The sequence below is a fragment of the Sporomusa rhizae genome, from assembly GCF_041428845.1.
Classification (GTDB): Bacteria; Bacillota; Negativicutes; order Sporomusales; family Sporomusaceae; genus Sporomusa; species Sporomusa rhizae.
On record NZ_CP156925.1, the window covers coordinates 5,659,081 to 5,675,699 of the forward strand.

General features: G+C 43.4%; 22 protein-coding genes. 11 read left to right on the forward strand and 11 right to left on the reverse strand.

What is annotated here, in order from left to right:
* Positions 1-21 precede the first annotated feature (21 nt).
* Positions 22-1,092, forward strand: a complete 1,071-nt coding sequence (locus SRRS_RS26450) for a tetraprenyl-beta-curcumene synthase family protein (protein WP_371364722.1) — start codon at positions 22-24, stop codon at positions 1,090-1,092.
* A gap of 60 nt (positions 1,093-1,152) precedes the next feature.
* Here the strand turns inward: SRRS_RS26450 and SRRS_RS26455 are convergent, their stop codons facing one another.
* Positions 1,153-2,280 (reverse strand): M20/M25/M40 family metallo-hydrolase, encoded by a 1,128-nt coding sequence (locus SRRS_RS26455; protein ID WP_371364724.1) that lies wholly within the window; start codon positions 2,278-2,280, stop codon positions 1,153-1,155.
* A gap of 127 nt (positions 2,281-2,407) precedes the next feature.
* Between SRRS_RS26455 and SRRS_RS26460 the strand changes: the two genes are divergently transcribed.
* A complete protein-coding gene (locus tag SRRS_RS26460; protein ID WP_371364726.1) occupies positions 2,408-2,725 on the forward strand; it encodes a hypothetical protein in 318 nt (105 codons plus the stop codon).
* A gap of 5 nt (positions 2,726-2,730) precedes the next feature.
* On the opposite strand, the gene dinB is transcribed toward SRRS_RS26460, so the two are convergent.
* On the reverse strand, positions 2,731-3,891 hold the full coding sequence (gene dinB / locus SRRS_RS26465; protein ID WP_371364728.1) for a DNA polymerase IV: 1,161 nt from the start codon (positions 3,889-3,891) through the stop codon (positions 2,731-2,733).
* A gap of 165 nt (positions 3,892-4,056) precedes the next feature.
* Between dinB and SRRS_RS26470 the strand changes: the two genes are divergently transcribed.
* Complete coding sequence (locus SRRS_RS26470; RefSeq protein ID WP_371364730.1) at positions 4,057-4,392, forward strand: hypothetical protein; 336 nt, start codon at positions 4,057-4,059, stop codon at positions 4,390-4,392.
* A 128-nt stretch (positions 4,393-4,520) separates the two neighbouring features.
* On the opposite strand, the gene SRRS_RS26475 is transcribed toward SRRS_RS26470, so the two are convergent.
* Positions 4,521-5,279 (reverse strand): hypothetical protein, encoded by a 759-nt coding sequence (locus tag SRRS_RS26475; RefSeq protein WP_371364732.1) that lies wholly within the window; start codon positions 5,277-5,279, stop codon positions 4,521-4,523.
* A 131-nt stretch (positions 5,280-5,410) separates the two neighbouring features.
* Positions 5,411-6,367, reverse strand: a complete 957-nt coding sequence (locus tag SRRS_RS26480; protein ID WP_371364734.1) for a 3'-5' exoribonuclease YhaM family protein — start codon at positions 6,365-6,367, stop codon at positions 5,411-5,413.
* A gap of 172 nt (positions 6,368-6,539) precedes the next feature.
* Between SRRS_RS26480 and SRRS_RS26485 the strand changes: the two genes are divergently transcribed.
* From SRRS_RS26485 to SRRS_RS26515, 7 genes are all read left to right on the forward strand, one after another.
* Positions 6,540-6,752 carry a hypothetical protein gene (locus SRRS_RS26485; protein ID WP_371364736.1) on the forward strand — a complete coding sequence of 71 codons (213 nt, stop codon included), beginning with the start codon at positions 6,540-6,542 and terminating at the stop codon, positions 6,750-6,752.
* A 77-nt stretch (positions 6,753-6,829) separates the two neighbouring features.
* Positions 6,830-6,979, forward strand: a complete 150-nt coding sequence (locus SRRS_RS26490; RefSeq protein ID WP_371364738.1) for a hypothetical protein — start codon at positions 6,830-6,832, stop codon at positions 6,977-6,979.
* 194 nt (positions 6,980-7,173) lie between these two features.
* A complete protein-coding gene (locus SRRS_RS26495) occupies positions 7,174-7,341 on the forward strand; it encodes a tryptophan RNA-binding attenuation protein (RefSeq protein ID WP_371364740.1) in 168 nt (55 codons plus the stop codon).
* Between the two features lie 153 nt (positions 7,342-7,494).
* Positions 7,495-7,872 carry a PH domain-containing protein gene (locus SRRS_RS26500; protein WP_371364742.1) on the forward strand — a complete coding sequence of 126 codons (378 nt, stop codon included), beginning with the start codon at positions 7,495-7,497 and terminating at the stop codon, positions 7,870-7,872.
* Between the two features lie 22 nt (positions 7,873-7,894).
* Entirely contained in the window at positions 7,895-8,134 is a 240-nt protein-coding gene (locus tag SRRS_RS26505; RefSeq protein WP_371364744.1) for a DUF2164 domain-containing protein, read from the forward strand.
* 121 nt (positions 8,135-8,255) lie between these two features.
* Entirely contained in the window at positions 8,256-8,873 is a 618-nt protein-coding gene (locus SRRS_RS26510) for a hypothetical protein (RefSeq protein WP_371364746.1), read from the forward strand.
* 320 nt (positions 8,874-9,193) lie between these two features.
* On the forward strand, positions 9,194-10,093 hold the full coding sequence (locus SRRS_RS26515; RefSeq protein WP_371364748.1) for a VirK/YbjX family protein: 900 nt from the start codon (positions 9,194-9,196) through the stop codon (positions 10,091-10,093).
* A gap of 135 nt (positions 10,094-10,228) precedes the next feature.
* Here SRRS_RS26515 and SRRS_RS26520 read toward each other — a convergent pair whose 3' ends face one another.
* From SRRS_RS26520 to SRRS_RS26540, 5 genes are all read right to left on the reverse strand, one after another.
* The gene (locus SRRS_RS26520) at positions 10,229-10,828 is read right to left on the reverse strand and encodes a manganese catalase family protein (protein WP_371364750.1); all 600 of its coding nucleotides are present in this window, start codon (positions 10,826-10,828) and stop codon (positions 10,229-10,231) included.
* Between the two features lie 23 nt (positions 10,829-10,851).
* Positions 10,852-11,109, reverse strand: a complete 258-nt coding sequence (locus tag SRRS_RS26525; RefSeq protein ID WP_371364752.1) for a spore coat protein CotJB — start codon at positions 11,107-11,109, stop codon at positions 10,852-10,854.
* A 23-nt stretch (positions 11,110-11,132) separates the two neighbouring features.
* A complete protein-coding gene (locus SRRS_RS26530) occupies positions 11,133-11,576 on the reverse strand; it encodes a spore coat associated protein CotJA (protein ID WP_371364754.1) in 444 nt (147 codons plus the stop codon).
* A 168-nt stretch (positions 11,577-11,744) separates the two neighbouring features.
* Positions 11,745-12,020 (reverse strand): PspC domain-containing protein, encoded by a 276-nt coding sequence (locus SRRS_RS26535; RefSeq protein WP_371364756.1) that lies wholly within the window; start codon positions 12,018-12,020, stop codon positions 11,745-11,747.
* A 181-nt stretch (positions 12,021-12,201) separates the two neighbouring features.
* Positions 12,202-13,389: an FtsW/RodA/SpoVE family cell cycle protein gene (locus tag SRRS_RS26540; protein ID WP_371364757.1), complete on the reverse strand. Its 1,188-nt coding sequence runs from the start codon at positions 13,387-13,389 to the stop codon at positions 12,202-12,204.
* Positions 13,390-13,663: 274 nt separating this feature from the next.
* Between SRRS_RS26540 and SRRS_RS26545 the strand changes: the two genes are divergently transcribed.
* Positions 13,664-14,596, forward strand: coding sequence for a YncE family protein (locus tag SRRS_RS26545; protein ID WP_371364759.1), 933 nt, complete (start codon positions 13,664-13,666; stop codon positions 14,594-14,596).
* Between the two features lie 73 nt (positions 14,597-14,669).
* Here SRRS_RS26545 and SRRS_RS26550 read toward each other — a convergent pair whose 3' ends face one another.
* Positions 14,670-15,902, reverse strand: a complete 1,233-nt coding sequence (locus tag SRRS_RS26550) for a DUF2935 domain-containing protein (protein WP_371364761.1) — start codon at positions 15,900-15,902, stop codon at positions 14,670-14,672.
* Between the two features lie 64 nt (positions 15,903-15,966).
* Positions 15,967-16,608, reverse strand: a complete 642-nt coding sequence (gene trmB, locus SRRS_RS26555) for a tRNA (guanosine(46)-N7)-methyltransferase TrmB (RefSeq protein ID WP_371364763.1) — start codon at positions 16,606-16,608, stop codon at positions 15,967-15,969.
* Positions 16,609-16,619: the final 11 nt, after the last annotated feature.

Genomic DNA, 16,619 nt, shown 5'->3' on the forward strand with positions numbered 1-16,619 from the left:
TTTGTAGTAAGGAGGACATGTATGGTAACCCAGGTAACCACTACTGCTGCCAGCCTTAAGCTCTTAGCGAGCTTTGTGCGCAAGGTGTTCCCTCTGGTCAATAGTGAATTGTCGGTCTGGCAGAATTACGCCAGCAATTACGGCTCCCGCGATTTAGCCGACCAGGCGCTGGCTAGTATCAATACAAAAAAATTTCACTGCCAGGGAGGTAGTGTCTATAGTTTGTACCAGGGCGTGACCACCCCGGATTTCGTCAGATTTGTCGTGGCATTACAGACCATTAGCGACTACCTTGATAATCTCTGTGACCGGGCGGGAATTGCCGACGAAGAGGCTTTTCGTCAGCTGCATCTGGCCATGACTGACGCTCTAGATCCAGACAGGCCGTTACATCATTACTATACCGCCTATCCTTACAAAGATGACGGTGGTTATTTAGACAGCCTGGTTACCACCTGCCGCCGGGAATTAGCGAAGCTGCCTTCCTATCACTTGGTCAAACCGGAAGTTCTTCGGCAGGCAAAACTATACAGCGAGCTGCAGACGTACAAACACCTTGACCTCAAGGTAAGAGAAGATAAAATGCTCACCTGGATTAATGAGCATCTGCCCGACTATCCTGGAATTATGCCCTGGGAGTTTGCCGCTGCCACCGGTTCCACCTTAGGGATGTTTATGCTTAGTGCAGCCGCTTATAACCCTAAGCTGACAACCGGAGAGGTGAGTCAAATTTCTGCCGCTTACTTTCCCTGGATTAATGGCCTGCATATTTTATTAGACTATTTTATTGATGAAACCGAAGACCGTTTAAACGGCGACCTAAATTTCGTATTTTACTATTCCAGCCCGGACGAAAAGCGCGATCGGCTTAAGTACTTTAGCCGCCAAGCACGCACCCAGGCTGAGACCTTGCCGGACACTGCTTTCGCTCAGACGGTTGTTAATGGGCTGCTAGCCATGTACTTGTCCGACCCAAAAACTAACCCCCAGCCGGTGCGAGAGATCCGTGACGACCTTTTGCAATCTGCTGGATTATATCCCCGGCTTATGTATAATTTCTGCTGCCTGCTGAGAAAAAAAGCGATATTATAAAAATAAAGTGAAGACGGGATTGCCGAAGGAGCAATCCCGTCTTTCACTTTATTTAAACTCTTATTTTTTTTCCTGTGCAGTTGTCTTAATAATGGATACTGTCAGTTCGCCAAGTTTATACAGGTCTTCTTCTTTGATAAATTCGTCGGTTGTATGAACCTTGGACATACCAGTTCCCAATACGGCAGTAGGCACACCATAACCATTGAAGAAGTTAGCATCGCTGCCGCCGCCGGTACCTTTGGTGGTAGCGGTTAAACCAATGCTTTCAGCAGCTTTACGGGCAAGTGTTATTACGGGTGCATCTTCGGCTAATACATAGGGATCATAAGCTTTGGCAACCACTACTTCTACTTTACCGCCGGCTGCTTCGATAGTATCAACAAAAGCTTTACGCATTTGTTCTGTCTGAGCGGCTAATTTTTCTTGGTTTCGACTGCGAGCCTCGGCTACAATTTCTACTTTGTCAGGCACAATATTAGTAGCAGAACCACCTTTGATAATACCGATGTTGGCGGTAGTTTCAGCGTCTATACGGCCTTCTTTAACAACAGCCAACGCTTTACCGGCAAGCACGATAGCATTAAGTCCTTCTTCCGGAGCAACGCCAGCGTGTGCTTTTTTACCGGTAACCGTTATATTAATTTTATTTTGGCCGGGAGCCATATTGATAATCTCGCCAGGAACACCGCTGGAATCCAGCGCGTAGCCAAAGTCCGCTTTCAAAAGGCTGGGGTTCATATTTTTTGAACCGTTCAGGCCGCCTTCTTCAGCAATGGTAAACACTACCTGAACATTGCCATGGGGGATATTTTGTTCTTTGAGTACTCTGATGGCTTCTAAAATAGCTGCAACCCCTGCTTTATCGTCCGAACCAAGGATGGTATCGCCTTCTGAGGTAATAATGCCGTCTTTTAGTACAGGTTTAACATCAGCACAAGGCTCTACACAGTCCATATGAGCAGAAAGCATTAAGGTCGGGGCGCCGGCCACAGTTCCCGGTAAGAAACCAAAAACATTGCCGGAGTTGCCGCCAATCTTACTGCCGGCATCATCTTCAGACACTTCCATATGTAAATCAGCCATTTTCTGTTTAAGTACATCAGCCACTTGCCGTTCCGCTCGAGTAGAGCACTTAATTTGCACCAACTCATAAAACTCGCCAAGCATACGTTTACGATTAATCATTTCGAATCCCCCCTACATATTTACCGATGCACCCAGTCATATTAAGACTAGTAAGCAGTCTTTTATGTGGCAGAAGGCCAACATAGCACTGCTCCAACTTACTACCTATCGCGAAAGGGTGATCATTGTGCCAAAAACAATCGCCTTAGCCAGCTATAGCCCCAAACTTGCTAACGAACTTATTGCTCAGGGCTTCAAAGTAGTAGATGGTTCACAGTATTTGGAAACAATGCAGGCAGCTGACGCCTATCTATACACCAGTTATCGTCCTGATACAGTGGACTTTCTCACCGCTCACCCCGGCCACGCCGATATTAGTATTGGCAATTACCATTATACCACAGTTGAGCATAATAGTACTATTATGCTCAATATAACCGGCTTAAAAACCAGAGAAATTATAGATTCTTTACACCATCATCTGGCGCATCGTCCCCATCTGTAACGCAGTCAGCGGTGACGCGACAACAATGTCCTCCCACGGACGACAGCGGCTTCACCAAACCGTTCTTTAACAATATCTATAGCTTTGGCAACCTCTGTACCTTTTTTATCATCTTGATCAAAAAGGGAAATTTGGCCCCCCGCCGTCACTAAACTGCTTACCGTAACACCCAGCAGTCGTACACCTTCACTCAGCTTTACATTCGCTACTATTTCGTCGGCAATACGGTATATGGTTTCATCAAGATTAGCAGCCACCGCCAGCGTCCGGCTGCGAGTAATTGTCCGGAATGAGGTAAAACGGATTTTAATCGTTATTGTCCGCCCGCTGACGTTTTGGCGCCTTAGCCGCCAGCCTACCTTTTCCACCAGCGCCCAAAGCTCGGTTCTAAGCTCCTCAGGGTTGTACAAGTCTTCCGCAAAAGTAGTTTCTTTACCGATAGACTTAGGCTGCCATTCTCCTTCTACCGGCCGTTCATCCCGACCGTTAGCTAACTGATGAAGGACATAACCTAACTGTCCGCAATGTTTGTGAAGTACCTCCGGATCGGCTTCAGCCACCTGGCCAATCGTCGTTAGTCCCAGCTTCTGCAGCGTTTGCGCAGTAGCTTGTCCTACTCCCCACAATCTGGTTGCCGGAATATTGGCTAATATCTCGGCTACCTGGTCCGGGCGGATAACCATTAACCCGTCCGGCTTCTTCATATCAGACGCCAGCTTTGCCAAAAATTTATTAGGCGCTACACCTGCTGACGCGGTTAATTCCAGCTCTGCTTTGATACGTTCTTTAATCTTAATAGCAATATCCGCCGGATCGGAATATAACCCTTCCATACCCGTTACGTCAAGAAACGCTTCATCCAGCGATAGCGGTTCGACTAACGGAGAAAAATCGGCAAATATATGCATAATCTCTTGTGACACCTTACTATATTTCTTATGGTCAGGCGGCAAAAAAATGCCTTGCGGACAACGCCGCCTAGCCTCCACAGAAGGCATGGCAGAACGGATGCCAAATTTGCGGGCTTCATAGGAAGCAGTAGATACTACCCCGCGTGTTCCGGTGCCGCCGATAATCACCGGACAACCCCGCAGCTCCGGATTGTCCCTTTGTTCCACTGCTGCGAAAAAAGCATCCATATCTACATGAATAACCCAGCGCTGCATAGTTTTCACCTCGCCTAACACCAGTTTGGAACGTATGTTCTGTTTAATTATACCGCATCCGCCGTACCCAGGCAAGCAAATAAAATTCCATATTTTGGGACAAAAGTCTCTTTGTTTTGTCTTACTAATATGTTATACTTTGTTACTGTATAAGGAGTGATTAGCGTGTTGTTTAAAGCTTACATAGTTCTGGTCGCCTTTATTCTGGCAACAATTCCAACCGCATCGGCAAAATATCAGCCTATTATTTGGTCAGATTCCATAAAAAAACCCGACAAACCGGTGACTGAGATTATAAATTTATCAGACTATATGATTTTAAAATCTGATCGTAGTCTTTCCATTAACTTAAGTGATAAACTGCCAATAACCTCCATTGAACTCCGTCCAGACCTTAACCCCAGCGAACACATGAGTAAAAAAACATTCCTATTCAATATTCGACTGTCTGATGATGTAGCAAAAGTTATCGACATTCCCTTTGGCGAAACTAAATTTTAATAAAGGAAACACGGCTTGCGCCGAGCCTTTGGTGAACGTTATATATACTTTCTATCCAGATAAAGAAAGCCTCACGTAGCTCTGTTCAAACGAACTATACTACATGAGGCTTTTGTTATTTTACTCTATCAGCCGCCGAAATACCTAAATACCTTATCTAAAACATAATCCACCATTTCCTCGCCGGATAGCTCATTAACACTAACAAGCTCAAGATCAAACTTTATATCATTGAGTTTGACGAATGGCACCAATTCGTGATTGGTCTCTAAAAATACCGGCGTGTTAAATTGATGAACAATAGATTTTTTCTCCCCCTGGTTAAGACCACTCTGCTGTTTGCCATAACTGTCAAAGATACCTTGCACCGAATCTATACAATTGCCTTGACCGTCATAGATAAAAGCATACTTGGGGTTGCTCATGACTTGCACCTGTTCGTCCCCGATACCAACCCGCTCTTTTTCTACTTTAACCCAGTCCTTATCCACGTTTACCTGGATATTGCTGAGCACAGGCTCTACAATGTCCTGTTCCGGTATTATTTGTTCGTAAAGAATAATTCCGGCGTTAGCAGCCATTTCCTTAATATCTTTCTGATAAACCGGCTGAGTAAGAACAACCCCAACCGTCTGCCCCGGAATATCTCTAATCGTTCTCATGAAGGTAAACAATTCACCAAGAGTTGTTTTTTCCTGCACCTGAATAACGGTTTTGTACGTAAGATCGCCATCAGTAAACTCCCAATAGAGATCAACATCATGGGATGACGTTCTGCCCTGAATATTAGACTTATGTTGAGCACTAATAGTTTCTACGGATTTGACATGCACGATTGCTTCATAAAGATCGCGGACTGCATTTTCAAAATAACTATTATCAGTCAATTTAACACCACCATAATATACATCTTATGCAAGTATATGACATTACCTCGATTTTTCCTGCTCTACCCACAAAAAATTCAACAGACCTTACTTATCTATATAATATGCCCACAGCTTGCGGCAATCACCCGTTAATAAATTGCCCGGTAAACGTCCCTCCGCAGTAAATAGCTTTTGCTAAATTCCCCTGGCTCAACCTTATCTTCCTCACGCGCAAACTGTTCCGCTTTTGCGCTCAAGTTGTCAAGGTAATGTAAGATTTCAGCCTCCATAACCATTGGCTCTACCGGACTGCCCCATTCTGGCATACCATGATGCGATAAAATGCAATGTTTGAGAATTACATTTATCTCTTCATTTACGCCAATCTCCCGGCAGGCAGCTTCTATCTGTTCCATTCCCAGTGATATATGCCGCAGTAATTTTCCTTCCTTGGTAAAGCCTACCGGCAAGCCCAAGGCATCTATGTCAATTTCGCGAACTTTACCGATATCGTGAATCAAAGCGGCGCTTACTAAAAGGTCTTTATTAATCCTGGCATTATGACCGCAATAGGCTAAGGCGTTTTCCGCTACTTCCAGAGTATGCTGCAGTAAGCCTCCGATATAGGCATGATGATTTTTTACAGCGCCCGGATGGCGAACAAATTTTGCGGCAAACGTTTTATTCTCTACAAATATATGCATAAGCAACTGCTTGAGCATCGGCTGCTCCACACCGGCGATGATAGTCCTCAGCCTGGTATACATACTTTCCAAACTGTGAGTGGCCATCAAACCCAGGCTTTGAAGCGACTCATCGATATCTTGCTGTAACGGTATCTTAACCCCATCAATAGTTAACTGCGGGCTTTCCTTAAAATAGTCCAGCGTTGCTTCTATCCGCAATAAGCCATTGTTTTGAAATAAACCTACCATATCACCCGGTATATCCCAATACTTAGCCGGCACGTCAAAGCTCTGGTCACTAATCAGACAATCACCATAAGCTTTACCGTTTTTAGCGGTTTTCACCTCGAATCTCGAAACACGATATATACCTGTTACCTTAAATCCTTTTGGGTTTTTGATTAAATCTCCAAGTTTCATGCTATTCTCCTCTGTCAGCTTATCTGCCTTTCTCTCTCATTAATAATACAAATTCTCTTCTTAATTCTCTTGAATAAGCTAAATTCCTCTGTCGGTGTTTAATGGTTCCTTGTTTCACCTTTTGGCTTTGCCAACAATATACTGTAGCAAGAGTTAAAAGGGGGTTTATATATTGGCTTCTTATGACAAAATAATAAAATACCTAGCCGAAAGAATTGATCGCGCACTTTCACCGCTCGAAAAGGCTATCGAAAATCAAAACATCATTATTGCTCAAAATAAGCAGATGATTGATTTGCTTAATCAGATTAGCACCGGACGGCAATCTGAAAGTGAACAACCACCAGCAACAAGCAATTCCAATCCAGCCGACTCTGAAAATTAACTTGGCACTTTCTATTCATATTCTCGGATATTTTAGAAAGCTTACAATCAGGACACACTAACACCGGAGGTGGTAGTGTGAAAAATAACAACGTCGAATCTAAAAAAGATTTTGCCGAAGAATTTGAGGTAATCATACCGGTAAAACAAAAAAACAGTCCTTGGGAATATGAGCAGCCACTTAAATCCCGGCCAAAAGTATTTGACGAAAATCATCCGGCTGAATAATAATTATCACGAAGACACGGCGTCCTGTTAAGTCGCCGTGTTCTATTTTTGCCGGCTACAGCTATTGACAACATTGCCAAATTATGAGAAATTAGAGAAAACACAGCTTGCCCCAATACCTGGTAAAAGCGGCGGCTGGTATGCACTTATTCCAAGGAAAGTTACACTTAGAAAACTACAAGGGGACTTTTAAAATGAAAGAACAATTAAATTTAGAAGAGCCCTGCGGTACCTGTAAGGGCACCGGTCGACTAGGCACGGGGTCTTGTCCAACCTGTCAAGGGCAAGGAACCGTCCTTAACGAAGCAGGCAAAAAGTTACTACACTTTTTAAGAAATAGCATACGAACCTCAGAACATTAATCGCGAATAAGAACGCCGGAAATAAGCAATGCTAGGCTGACACCAACAAATTGCCTACCGCTGCCATTATCTCATATTTTCATCATGAAAAAACACGGCAATTCCTGCGCGCCGTGTTTTCTTTTACAGCATATACAAAAGGAGCGTATATCAATGTCTGAAAAGCAAGCTTCTAAAAGAGTAACTACCTTAACAAAAGTAGATACTCTTTCTAATGCTGCCTTGTACGATTTCCTGCTGGTAGAAAATGAAACGGTTATTTTAGAATACAAAGCCATGCGGGATTTAGTTATCCTTACCTCAAAAAAGATAATAGCCGTCGATGTGCAAGGCCTCATGGGAAAAAAGAAAGAATTCCTTGTAGTGCCCTATTCCAAGATAACCGCCTTTTCGGTAGAAAGCGCCGGAACCTGGGATTTGGATGCCGAATGCAAACTTTGGGCATCCGGTATCGGCTTTGTTGAATTTGAGTTTATTAAAGGTACTGATATCAGAGAAATAGCAGCCCTATTAGCTACTAAGGTTGGCTAGTAGGACCTTGCACGGAGGTAGCATGAAGGATATTAACCTAACCAAAGAAGAAAAAGCGGACGCTATAGAAGCTATAAAAAGCTACTTTTTCAACGAAAAAGACGAAGAAATTACCGACTTGTCAGCCTCGCTGCTGCTTGATTTTATCCTAAAACAAATTGGCCCTTTAATTTATAACCAAGCCTTAAAAGATACCCATTATTTTATGACTGGGCAGCTAGAGGACCTCTTTTCCTTGGAAAAGCATGTTCAGAGAAAATAACTCCTGCTACATTTTTTAAAAAAACTTTTCGAATGAAGTATATTTTATGGAGATGTTTTACATATCTCTGACCACTATGTAAGCAGTAACAAAATAATGATATAAACTGGAGATGATTCCCTTGAAACGACTGCTACTTTTGTGTTGTTTACTACTCTGCTCCTTAACCCTGACCGTCAGCGCGGAAACACCTGACATCGCTACTACCATCTTTCAGACACAAACCCTGCCTAACATGCAAAATGGTATCTACGCCATTCCTGAAGATATTCTCAATACCTACTTTACTGCAACCCTTGCCGATAACCCGAAGGTAAAGGACTCCAACATTACCATCCATAAAAATAACAAACTTACGCTAACAACAACTGTCGAAAAGACGGGTATCTTACGCTTACATTGCACTATTAAAGAATTTCACTTTGATAAAGACGATGCCTTACTGAAACTTCACATTGACAAAAAAGAACTCGTCGGCAACTCTATCGGCTCCTGGCTTATGAACCAAGTAAGCCTAGGGATGATCGCTGATATTTACGGCAACCCACTCGCGCAAGCTAGTATTGACAGCAAAATAAATGGTAACATCATCGATATTAATCTAAAGCCTTTTGCCACAACCCTATTCAACACTGGTATCGGACAAGCGATCGGGGACAAACTTAGCGTCTCCAATGTAACAACAGACGACAAGATAATTTATCTCCATACCAATGTTGCAATCAGCCTAATAAAATAAGTGTTACCTTACAATATTAAAACAACATGTTTATAAATTATGACACCTCGAAAGCGGAAATAATTCGGTTATTTCTGCTTTTTATTTTGTCGCTTACTATCAAATAAATATTAATCATCTTGCCCGCGAAGGTGTTAGTCCGTTGGTTGCTCCAATCCGGCGGAAGCGAATGAATAGTTTATATAACTAAATAAACAATAAATCATATTTTTTGTTGACAAAATATAGCAAAATGCTATATTATGACAGATGTCGTGATTGTAAATTAATTCCTGACTAAAGTTAAAACACGTTGATATTACCTAGGGGGTATAAAAATTATGATATATTACGTCAAGATGAGCGCTAAAATTTACGATGATAATAATTTTAGTGCTTACCGACGTTCATTAGTATTTATCATTCGTTCAATGGTTAATTATAAAAAGATACAGGAATTAAGAGAATTTCTTCATTCAAATGCTTTACGACGCGATATTCTTTCCTCTCATCCGGCAATTTATGAACAGGCTACTCGTTGCATTTTTTATCGAGGATCTACCTTTAGTCAAAGAATGGCACTTATTAAAGAACACTTATTCTTTTTTGAAAATAAACTGACTCAGGACGCAATACGACAGATATATATGGGTAAAGGCATTACTATTTGGGAAAGTGATTATCACGGTGAAAGTATATCTTTAGAATTATGTTTGTTTCATACTTATTATAGAGAAGGAATGATGGGATTAGTTTTAAAAATAGGCGGTTATGCAGCCTATACGGTAACCTTCTGGGTTGAATTGAACAAAAAAGGGGAGCCAGTACTAAAAATAGGTGCCCTTCAGGGAACACGGGAAGGTTTAAGAATTAATCGTGAAATCACTAAATATTTTTTCGGCTATAGACCTAAGAACTTTATTCTTTTTGGGTTGCGTACAATTGCCGAAGAGTTGTCAATTAAACAAATTTTTGCAGTATCTGATTATGGTTATTATGCGAATAACCATATACGTCTCAACCGAAAGCTAAAAACATCTCTTGATATATTTTGGAACGAAACTGGCGGATCAGTTTGTGATGACCCTCGTTTCTTCGAGCTTCCTATAATTGAGCCACGAAAAACCATAGATGAAGTAGTATCACACAAACGTAATTATTATCGCAAAAGATTTGCCTTACTTGATGAAATTGGAGTAGCAATAAAACAGTCGCTTGTCTTACATTCGTATACACGCTAAAATAAAAAATCAATTTTTTCTTTAAATCATTAAATAAGAGTAGCCAACATCACTCCGAATGATACTGGCTACTCTTTTTTATATTAAAGCGAGCTGTGTTTTGCACAACCCACTTTGCTTTATATAGTAACCCTTTTAGTCACACTCACACTTATGCCCATGCCAAACATGCTTGGCCTTGTGCATCCACTCCTGAATATCGTTCAGGGTCTCGCCAAACCGTTGGAAGTGAATAACTTCCCGCTGCCACAGGAATCGCAGGGTATCTTTTACACATGGGTCTTCCGTACAGGCGATAAGATGCTCGTAGGTCACCCGTGCTTTTTGTTCAGCTGCCATATCTTCGGTCAAATCGGCGATCGGGTCGCCCAAGCAGGCGATGTACGAAGCACACCAAGGTACACCATTAGCATCTGTCCAGAAAAGTCCATGATTATGTTGAGCATACTGCCCTTCCCAGCCTGCTGCTTTAAAATCTTCGCAGGTAGCGCCATCAACGAGCTTATATACTAAAGCGGCGATCATTTCCATATGTGCTAATTCTTCGGTTCCGATATCTGTCAATATGGCCTTGGCCTTATCTGTCGGCATGCTGTATCTTTGGTTTAAGTACCTTAAGGACGCACCCAATTCGCCATCCGGGCCGCCATATTGGGTAATAACCATTTTGGCAAATTTTACGTCCGGGCAAGTGACACGCACGGGATGTTCAAGTTTCTTTTCATATATCCACATATTCACTGCTCCCTTTTACAAAATTAAAGTTCCCACGGCCAAGGCCCTTGGATCCATTGCCAGGGTTCCCCTGACGGACCGCCAAAACCAAAATTTAAAAGCGGCCCATATTCACATTCATATTTCTCTTTGTATTTTTTCAGTAACTCTACTGCACAATTAAAATCGTTTATGGCATCTCGATCGCAGGGGTGAGTATCCAGGTACAAATTAAGTTCAATAGCAACAAATTCCATCTCTTGGATTTTTCTAAGTAAGGCTAGTTGTTTTTCGCAATTCACTTATTTACACCTCCAAGTTCAATCTATTTCGGAATTCTATAGACGCCCCATAATTCTGGGAATAAGGTGCCTTTCATCAGGGCCTCGCACGGGGTAAAGGCCTTTTCATAACATTGCCACGGTACATAGGCGTGAGCTAACACTACGCACTCCGGAACCTTCCCGCACATATCCATATGCATGGGCTTTTCGTGGCAATGATGTTCTTCCATATCACACATATCTTCATGCATTTCGTGCATCTTATGCATCTTATGCATTTTGTGCATTTCTTCCATATCCTCCATGTCTTCCATGGCACCCATGCCATCCATGCACTCCATTTCTTCCATATCATCCATATCTTCCATCTCGTCCATGTCACACATATCGCACATATCTTCCATCTCGTCCATATTTTCTTCCATCTTCATCACTTTACTTTTCTTAGGTTTTGTATACATAGTGTGTCTGGTAGTTTTCTTCACAAATAAGCCTCCTCTCATTGACTTACTGTATTTTATGTGAATAGCCCGGCAAATGTCACCCCACAAACACAAAAAAAATTCGGCAGGTTATAACCTACCGAACGAACTTTCTAAATATATATAAAACAGACCTAGCTTTAGGTGAAGCTTTACCCTACCTAAACAAAATTAAGATACTGGCATAATTAAAAAAGCAAGAATATATAGTGCCAGCCCGGCTCCCCGGTAAAGTACCGACAACGCCCAAGCCAAGCGGATTAACGTAACATCAATTCCTGTATAGGTGCTAAAGCCGGCGCACACACCAAAAACCATTCCATGCGCCTGGTCTAGCGCCAAATGTTTGTGAATTCCCGCCATATCCGGTGTTCCTGCACCTTGAACAAACTGCCAAACAGTCAGCCCGCTAAACAAGTATGCGCCTGCTCGAATTAACCAAATCATAAGAGAAGGCCCCCTTTAGGCGAAATTGGCCACTAACCAACTTCCTATAATTAGTAGAAAACGAGTTCAATACTAATTATTGCCTAAAACGAGAGCCTTTAAACATGACTTTATCTTATTAATACACCAGATGGAACTAACCCTGGCCACCACTAAATTAAGTTTATTAGTATGACGGCTTTCATTCCTTCTTTACCAGTCTAAGCCGGGATCGGTTATCACTCGGCTTCCGGGTACCTGGCTGAAAGATTTTAGCAGTGTTTCGTCGACCTACACTAATTAGGAGGCCAACAGCAGCACAGTTAACAATAAGTGAAGTACCGCCAAAACTGATAAATGGCAGCGGTACACCGGTGACAGGTATAACTCCGGATACCATAGCAATATTGCCAACAGCCTGTCCCACAACTAAGGTTGTTATTCCGCCAGCCAACATAAATCCATATCCATCCTGAGCGCGGCTGGCAATCTGAATTCCATACCAAGCCATTGCGCCAAGCAAAATCAACACCAGCACAGCTCCGGCAAATCCCATCTCCTGACAGAGCACCGCAAAAGCAAAGTCGGTGTGCGCTTCAGGCAAATAGTGAAATTTACTTGCTCCCATCCCCAGACCTGACCCAAACATCCCACCTGAGCCAATAGCCAGGAGTGACTGCACCGTTTGATAGCCTGTAGTCTGCTGGTAAGCCCAAGGATCAAGCCAAGCCCATATCCGTTCCGCTCGGTACGCAGCAGCATATACTAAGTATACTGTCATACCCGCAGCCGCAAGTCCCAGGGCATACAGTTCTTGCTTGGGAATACCTGCTAACACATACAAAACTAGGCTCAGGCCCACAATTACCGCGGCGGTGCCCATATCTGGCTGCTTAAGTACAAAAATACCCATTACAACTGTCAGCCCTAGTGGCCATGAATATAGCGTTATTCGTCTTCCCCGGTCTAATCTTGCTCCCAGGTAGTTGGCAGTAGTGATTATGGCGATAAGCTTAGCAACTTCCGACGGCTGGAACTGAAAACCACCCAGTTTTAGCCAGCGCCTGGCCCCATTAGCATCGACACCGGCAATCCAAACAGCCACCAATAATCCGATTACTGCTATGATAGCTAAGAGCAGCCAGCCTCGCCGAATCTTGCGATAGTCAATTATGGCGGCAGCGATTAACGCCACAAACCCTACAAGAAAAGACAGCAGGTGGCGGGTTAAAAAAAAGTAGCCGTCATGAAATAACTCCCCGCCTAAGACGAAGCTAGCGCTAAAGACATTAACTGTACCAATCAAGAATAAAATAACTGAAATAAAAAAAATTGCTTCAGCCGGACTCACCCATAGTTTAGGAAAGCCCCTGGTATTTGTATTACCCACACGTGGACGCTCCCTTCAAAAAAAACACTGTAAAGAAACCGCGGCTTACGCCGAGCCTTGGCGAAAGCGGAAGCCGCTGCACCCATTATCCAGGTGCAAGTTAAACTTTCGATCAGAAAGAACCAAAAAGCCAATAAGGCAATAGTATATATAAACTAGACTTAGATTCAGATGGGTTTTTACACCGTCTGAAGGTTAGTCACAAGATTACATGATTCTCGAAACTATAACCTTCGGGTAAAAGAGGTGATCGCATGGGGTAAAGCCATATAAGATGCTGGCTATCGATGATTCTACCCATGCCATAATTATTGTCGACGGAATTAGCGGCGAAATTTTGACAGAGCTAAGCTTTAATCCGGAACTGACTCCGACGGAACTGGCCATAACCCCAGACCTTACCAGATCTTATTTGCCTTGTGTCAGTACCAATGGACAAAACAGTATACTAACTGTAAATTTGACTAGTCTGACTACATACACCCTGCCGCTAAGTATCCCTTATCCCGCACAATTTGCGTTATCGCCAGAAACTCCGTCCAAAGCCTACCTTGCAGAACCTTGTGGGAACCTACATTTGTTGGATTTAACCACCATGTCCAGCCAGTTATTAGGCGCCCCGGCAACAAAAGCCAGTTGTGTTGGTTTAGCCGTTGATTCGGAAAAAATGTATACAGCCTGGGAGCACAGTGCTGGCGGTACGGTTATGGAACTTGATCTCACCGGCAGCCTCTCCTGGCAATATGATATCGGCGGAATTCCCACTAACGTTATCCTCGCTGGTACCCGGCTTATCGTGCCGTTTACCAACACAGCCTTTACCGGTGAAGGGATAGCTTTCTTTAACCTAAGTAAGAAACGCCCTTCCCCTACGGTTGTGAACATCCAATGCCCCATCTGCCCCAGCGGGCTGGCAACCTATCCCTGCCATGCAGCTATTGCCGCCGATAACCAAACGGCTTATATTGTCAATGAAGACGGAGCTTCGATCTTCCGCGTTGATCTTGAAACCGCCCAAATCACTGACCGGATGCTGATTGGCAGATCACTATCCCGGCTATACTTAATCCCTGATAGCGAACTAGCCATAGGCACCAGCAACTTGTTTGGTGATTTGAGTCTGATTGATTTAGCCGGTGGGACTTTGCTGGCTGTTACAAATACTAAGCGGCAAATTCTCTCCACTATCGCTGTTCTGCCGTATTAATTCGCTATAAACATATGAAACCCCTCCCGCAGCCGCGAGAGGGGTTGTTTTTAATGTAACTTTCTAACTGGCTTTACTTTTCTTCTCTAATTTTCCCTAATTGGCGCGGCCAACTAGGGGACCATTTATACTTATTTGGCTTTTTCGCTTTATCGCCAGGCTTAGGCGGCAGCACCACTTTTTCAGCAGCCACTACTTTGGCTTTAACTTCAATGTCTTCTTCAAGATTGGAATCGGAGATAGGTTCAGCTTCAGCAGGTATAACCGTAACTTCTTCCCTTTCCTCATAAGTTGGCACTTCTTCTGTGTCAGCACTCTCTTCCGGACGCGCTTCCTGCTCCCGTTCAGCACCAGGGGTACAATCCAGATCAATATCATCAATTATGTCCTGTTCAATCTCGTCACATTCATCCATCATCGGCAATTCCTCTTCACAAAAATCCTCTTCTAGATCCATGCCAAATGCAGGCTGATGCTTATGTTTGAAACAGTTGGCGTCCGATTCTATCTTAATTACGCCTTTTTCCATCATAGCCAGTACTAGCAGAAAATGCTCGGCTTCCCGGCGCACATGATCGGCCATAATTGCCGGGATTGTACTCAGAATTTTACATTTGACTATCATCTCGTGGACTGCCTGTTTAAAGTCTCTCAGGCGCATGGTAGCTGACCGGCTATCCTGCAGGAACCGTCCAAATGCAGGTACTTCGGTATGGTGATGCTCGAAAAAGCTTATATAGTCCCGGGCCTGCATAGATAAATCGTCAAATTCCACTTCATACCCTCTGACGACACCAATCAGGCTCCGTTCGGACGGGTCTATCCTGCTATCTATAAACTTGGTATGATCAGCCATAATCCGAAGCCAGAAGTCAACCTCTAATGCCTTGACAACAGCCAGTTTTTTCCCGGCACGAAGCTTTTCTAAAATAGCCATGAAATATTCGGCTTCGCGAATTAAGTGATCAAAAAACAAGGGCGGCAGCGCGCTGCCAAGTCGATTGGTAAGCGACATACCTAATAAAAGTTTCTTGAATCTGATAAATTCTTTGAGGGTACCAATAATATCAGCGACTAGCTCAGCAAACTTCTTTTCGCTTTGGAGCTTTTCGGCCCGTAAGCGAAGAGCCTTAAATTCCTTTTCAAAAGCAGCTGCTTCTTCAATTAAATCAGGTTTATCACAGGGCAATCCGGTCTTAATGAAAAGCGCGTGTTCTTCCATAATCTGCAGCCAAAACTTGATTTCTTCACAATCAAGCGGCGGCACCGGCAGAACCTTGCCTGTACTAGACGAGTGACGCGGCATAGCAACACACTCCTATACAAAAAAGGATTTTAGTGTATTGTATGCGCCGAATTGCGGCAATGACTCAAAAAGTTATTTCACACCGGTAAATTGGCTGTCCCAAAGTGCTAAACTTAGTCTCATACTCAGTCATAACATTCGGGGCAAAACCACTATTATGCAAATCGTAGCTAATATTATCCAGCTTGAGCCCAAATTCTTGAAACTGCTCTAAAGAAAACTCAAATAACGGCTGGTTGTCGGTCTTGAACCATAACTGACCGCCCGGTTTTAATACAGTGCGGTACTTTTCTAAAAAGTTAACATGTGTCAGCCGCCGTTTAGCATGGCGGTTTTTAGGCCAAGGGTCACAAAAGTTGACATACAATCTGTCGATTTCTCCTGGCGCAAAAATCGTTAAGATTTCATTTGCGTCGAATACCAGCAGACGGACATTGGGCAATTCCCGGTCCTGGACTTTTTGCGCGGCATAGTAAAGAACATCTTGCTGGGCTTCTATTCCCGCAAAATTCAGCTGTCCTTGATAGAGTTCACTCATGCCGGCAATGAATTTGCCCCTACCTGTCCCCAGTTCGACATGCAGTGGCAGGTCGTTCCCGAATACCTCCGCCCACTTACCCTTAAGGTCTTCATTAGGATTCTGTAATACTATATTACTAAAGCCGGTCAATGCTTCAGCTACCCATGGCTTTTTCCGCAATCGCAACGGTTTTCCTC